Origin of the sequence: Pseudomonas asturiensis (assembly GCF_900143095.1) — a bacterium.
In the GTDB taxonomy this organism is placed as follows: Bacteria; Pseudomonadota; Gammaproteobacteria; order Pseudomonadales; family Pseudomonadaceae; genus Aquipseudomonas; species Aquipseudomonas asturiensis.
Window position 1 is genome coordinate 1 of record NZ_FRDA01000035.1, and the last position, 4,827, is coordinate 4,827.

Genomic DNA, 4,827 nt, shown 5'->3' on the forward strand with positions numbered 1-4,827 from the left:
TCGTAGAGCGCTTCTTCCATGGCCGGGTCGCTCAGGGAGAACCAGTTCTGCAACAGATGAATGCGCAGCATGGTTTCCAGAGGATAAGGTTTTCTACCACCGCCGGCCTTGGGGTAGAACGGCTCGATCAGGCCCAGTAGACCTGTCCAGGGCACGACCTGATCCATCTCGGCGAGAAAACGTTCGCGGCGTGTCTGCTTACGCTTGCCGGCATATTCGAAATCGGAAAAGCTCATCTGGCTCATGGGCGGCTCGGATCAGGTGGTCAGGCGTATTTCAGCACATCTTGGGACTTGTTCGGAGATTCCCTAAGTCCTGTCAGAGATTATTTGTATGCTGATTGAGTGCCAAAGGTGCAGCCAAGGTTACGTTCGAGCAATGCGGGTGCGCTCCACAAATATTTTGCTGTGGGTGTGCGAAGAGTGTGAAGCAACGTGGACGAGCCAGGATGAGGTGAGTGCCAGTAATTTTGAAGACTACGGTACGTTAATGGCCGGCATTGGGCGCAGTTGTTTATGGTCAGAATTGGAGCCACAGTGAAAAATTCGTTACCGCTTACATTTCTGTCAAATGTCCGCTTTGGGTCGCTTGCTGCTCCTAACGACAGGCAGCAATCGGCCAGCAGTAGCTCTTCATGACAGCCTGCAATCGGCCAAGAGCAGACTTCAGCTATCTACCAGGCGATATAGCGCTTGAGCGTGGGATGTCGCTAGCCCTGTACGCTGCAAATTTCGGCGACTTTGCGAGCTGGGAAGCGCGGTTGCGGCGATCACAAGACTGCCGTGTTTTTTTGCCTGCTCTATCCGATGAGATATCAGGGCTCCATGGTAGCCCTGGCCTCGTGCATTTTTTCGGGTGGCAGCCGTCCCAAGGTAGGCAACTCCATTGCAGGCCAGGTACATCAACGCTCCTGCCACGACCTTTCCATCAGCTTTAAGGACGTACATTTTCAGACGTTCATTTGACATCAGTCCTGCGAACGAAGCCTGGCTCAACTGAAGATACTCTGGCTTGGTATGAAATCCACTCGCATGCACGGCTGCGAACTCAAGAAGCGTTTGTGAGGTGGCTTCTTCGATTTCGAATGAGTGGTGATTCAAGACCACATTTTCGATGGTGCACGCGAGTTGCAGATGCGTCCACCCCCTCAGACGCTCCAGCCGCTTCTCACCCACCAAAGTGTACTGTTCCAAAGTCGAGGCCTTTCCGATAAGAGGCGTTACTGTCGAATACTCTGCTGATTCCTTGAGCAAGCTCAATAGTGACTTGGGTCTGTCGGCACTATCGCCGTAGATGCGATTGAGCATCGGGCTAGGTGATGCCTTCACCTGAAAGCATGGAAAAGCTTCGTTGAAAAACACACGAGCACCAAAAGGGTTTCCACTTATCCGAGACAAACTCTCGACGCGTGCACACAAATACTCGCTTTCTGCGGCCTCAATCGCATTAGCCATTCCGACATTCATGTGCATAGCCCTTATTGCGTGATGTCCCAGAAGGGTAACGGCAAATTCAACAATACACACCTCCAAACACACAGCTGGTAGATAACCTGCTCCGGTGTGCCTTTGGGATCGACAACTGCCTGTCGCGAAGGGCTGCAATCGGCCAGAAGCAGTCGTTCAGCACAGCACAAACGGCTGACGTCACCCCGGCGAAGAAGAGTAATTGAGATATCTTGTCGAGCTGTCGATTCGCTCAACATTCCAGGGAAGCCAATGCTCATTTCACTCTTGTCAAATGGTCAGCCACAAACGCCAGACCGATTGGAACTGATCGCCCCCTGGTGGAGTTTCACGAAAACGGTCTTGGCTGCGACGGCCCTATCGTTGGTGCGTGACGGACTGATCGGATTGGACGACCCCATTCCCGATCACCCTTTCACGTTACGCCAGCTACTGCGGCACGAGGCCGGCTTGGCTGATTACGGAGAACTTGCGGAGTATCACACCGCCGTTACTAACGGTGAGCCAGCATGGACGGCAGATGAAATGATGCGGCGCCTTGACGGTACTCGACTTCGATACACCTGCGGAACCGGCTGGCGTTACTCGAATGTCGGCTATTTACTCATCGGCAGGCTAATTGAACGGCTGACTGATCTGGCGCTTGATGATGCGGTGATTCAACGTGCTTTTTCCCCTCTGGGCATCTCGAACGTTCGCTTTGCTAAAACACGAGCCGACTTACAAACGTCCCCTCTTGGACGCGCCTCAAATTATGACCCCGCATGGGTTTACCATGGCTTGTTGATCGGCCCGATTTCGCAAGCAGCGCTCTTTCTGGATCGACTTCTCTGTGCAGATCTCCTCTGCGCGGGCTTGCTCAAGGAAATGCAGACAGCACGAACACTAGGCGGCCCGATTCCCGGGCGCCCATGGGTCACCCCGGGCTACTGCCTCGGCTTGATGCACGGTTCGATTGACGGTGGGTATTCTCTATCCGGGCACACAGGCTGCGGGCCAGGCAGCGTCATTGCTGTCTACCGCATCTGCGACGGCGACGCATCGGCTTGCTGCGCTGCTTTTGAGGCGGATGCCAGTGAAGGTGCCGTTGAAGCCATCGTTGTTGGGCAACTGATGCAAGTTTTGCGACAGGGGGGTGACGGCATCAAAATCCTTTAGCCGGAGGCCTTATGGTTCGCCGGATGACCGCTTCGGGTCGAAAGCGCGCAGTCGTATGCAAACGCAGACATGCCCTTTCGAGCAGTCAAATTGAGTTGAACAGACCGAGATATGACATGGTTGCGGTGCTCTCCGGTAAGCGCACCAGCGGCTCTACATCGGTAGTGGTCGAACGTCGGTCGCCCCAGATGGCATTCGAAACCAGCCTATTCAAGGGCGGCTTTCGCGAGCCGAGCCGCCGGGGGGGCTCGGCCCTTCGGGCATTCATCCTTCACACCTACGGGCTTCGGCATGCGCGCACCGCTTGCGATGGAACGCGCCAGTCCTCGTTAATCTGTAACCTGCGGGCAAGGGTTAAAAACCTCGGTTACGTCGAGTGTTGTATGCCACGGGATGGCAGTGCCTGACACCATTCCGCCTACGGTTTGCTTTCGACCCGACTTGCGCACATATCCGCCATCCGTCCCAGTGAAGACGTGCTGCCCTGGCTTCGTCAGATAATCAAAGAAACTGACTTTCACAGGCACATTCATTTGCCCACCCGGCGTAATGACGGCGAGCATGATCGCTCGGTCTTTGGTGAATACAACGAACGGTTCGACTCCAGTGCGACCACCAACTGTCTTCACGCACTGCACTTGTTCTGGGAGGATGCGTGCGGTTTCAGTGTAGGTGTGGTTGTTGTAGAGGCTGAGGATCAGGCCTTTGCTGGTCAACACTCCCAGGCCTTGAGTGGCCCTGCAGCTGCCTTCGCTTCCATATGGGAACAAGCACCAGTTAGTTTCCGATACGGCTTGAATATCCGATGGTGCAATTTTCAGATCGCGCTGGATTTGGGCTTTTGATTCCGGCGTGTCGTAAGGGATCATGACGCATCCGCCGACTGTCACTGCTGCGATGAGGCCTATGGCCGCAGCTACGTTTTGAACTGATGATTTGAAGGTGTTCATTGTTCGCTCTCCTTGCTGTATTACCACCACTGGAAGGCTGTGGCGATTTTGGGAGCGAACCTTACGGCATGGGCGAAAAGCAGTCATCCTCGTGCTGATAACTGGATCGGTAGATGACTTGATTGGACGCTTACCTATTTCTGACCGATTGCTGCACCCTGGCAAAATCGTACGCAATACCTTGCTTAAAGAGCCAGCAACTCAACGCTCGAGCCTGTCGTCACTCTCCTCCGACATTTTGGTACTCGCTTTCATCGCAGATAGCGTCGACTTGGCAGCAGCGATGACAAGGCGCCATTGAGGGAGCGCAATTGCCGCAGCGTCGTTCTGTGGTGGTCAACTTTTTCCGGACACCTCAATCGGTGATTGTCAGGCAGCTTGCCGCTCATACTGATTGGGCGGCATATAGCCCAGTGTCGAGTGCAATCGCCCCTCGTTGTAGAACCGCACGATGTAGTCCGTGATGTCCTTTATCGCTTCGGCGTGGTTGGCGTAATCCTTCCTCCAGGTACGCTCCATTTTCAGGTTCAAAAAGAAGCGCTCCATAACCGCGTTGTCCCAGCAGTTACCCTTGCGGCTCATACTGCAACGCATTCCGTTGCGGGTCAGGAGCGCCTGATAAGCCGCTCCTGCGTACTGACTGCCTCGATCCGAGTGGACGATCAAACCCGGCTCAGGCTGGCGTTGAGCAATAGCCAATTGCATGGCACTGATTACCAGCTCGGCTCGCATATGAGGGGCCATGGCCCAGCCCACGATCTTGCGCGAGAAAAGGTCCATGACCACCGCCAGGTACACCCAGCCGCCGCGTGTGCGGATATAAGTAATGTCTGCGACCCAGGATTGATTGATCGCGCCAGGGTTGAACTGGCGATTTAGGGAATCTCCGAACAAGTCCCCAAATGTGATGAAATACGCCTGACCACCTGATCCGAGCCGCCCATGAGCCAGATGAGCTTTTCCGATTTCGAATATGCCGGCAAGCGCAAGCAGACACGCCGCGAACGCTTCCTCGCCGAGATGGATCAGGTCGTGCCCTGGACAGGTCTACTGGGCCTGATCGAGCCGTTCTACCCCAAGGCCGGCGGTGGTAGAAAACCTTATCCTCTGGAAACCATGCTGCGCATTCATCTGTTGCAGAACTGGTTCTCCCTGAGCGACCCGGCCATGGAAGAAGCGCTCTACGAAATCACGCCCATGCGCCAGTTTGCACGCCTGACCTTGAGCGCCCCGATACCTGAAGACACCACGAT

At 54.9% G+C, this 4,827-nt stretch carries 5 protein-coding genes and 1 pseudogene; 2 read left to right on the top strand and 4 right to left on the bottom strand.

Annotated elements, in window-relative coordinates:
- Window positions 1-245, bottom strand: a 245-nt coding sequence (locus tag BUB69_RS28020; RefSeq protein WP_141121924.1) for a transposase, incomplete at its 3' end; no start/stop codon positions are given.
- 420 nt (window positions 246-665) lie between these two features.
- On the bottom strand, window positions 666-1,466 hold the full coding sequence (locus BUB69_RS28030) for a GNAT family N-acetyltransferase (protein WP_073173523.1): 801 nt from the start codon (window positions 1,464-1,466) through the stop codon (window positions 666-668).
- A 252-nt stretch (window positions 1,467-1,718) separates the two neighbouring features.
- Here BUB69_RS28030 and BUB69_RS28035 point away from each other — a divergent pair, with 252 nt between their 5' ends.
- A complete protein-coding gene (locus BUB69_RS28035; protein ID WP_073173513.1) occupies window positions 1,719-2,624 on the top strand; it encodes a serine hydrolase domain-containing protein in 906 nt (301 codons plus the stop codon).
- 329 nt (window positions 2,625-2,953) lie between these two features.
- On the opposite strand, the gene BUB69_RS28040 is transcribed toward BUB69_RS28035, so the two are convergent.
- Window positions 2,954-3,574 carry a hypothetical protein gene (locus BUB69_RS28040; protein WP_048402005.1) on the bottom strand — a complete coding sequence of 207 codons (621 nt, stop codon included), beginning with the start codon at window positions 3,572-3,574 and terminating at the stop codon, window positions 2,954-2,956.
- Window positions 3,575-3,943: 369 nt separating this feature from the next.
- A pseudogene (locus tag BUB69_RS28045) lies at window positions 3,944-4,453 on the bottom strand (IS3 family transposase); the annotation flags it as partial.
- A gap of 63 nt (window positions 4,454-4,516) precedes the next feature.
- Between BUB69_RS28045 and BUB69_RS28050 the strand changes: the two are divergent.
- On the top strand, window positions 4,517-4,827 hold a 311-nt coding region (locus BUB69_RS28050; RefSeq protein ID WP_141121915.1), incomplete at its 3' end, for a transposase.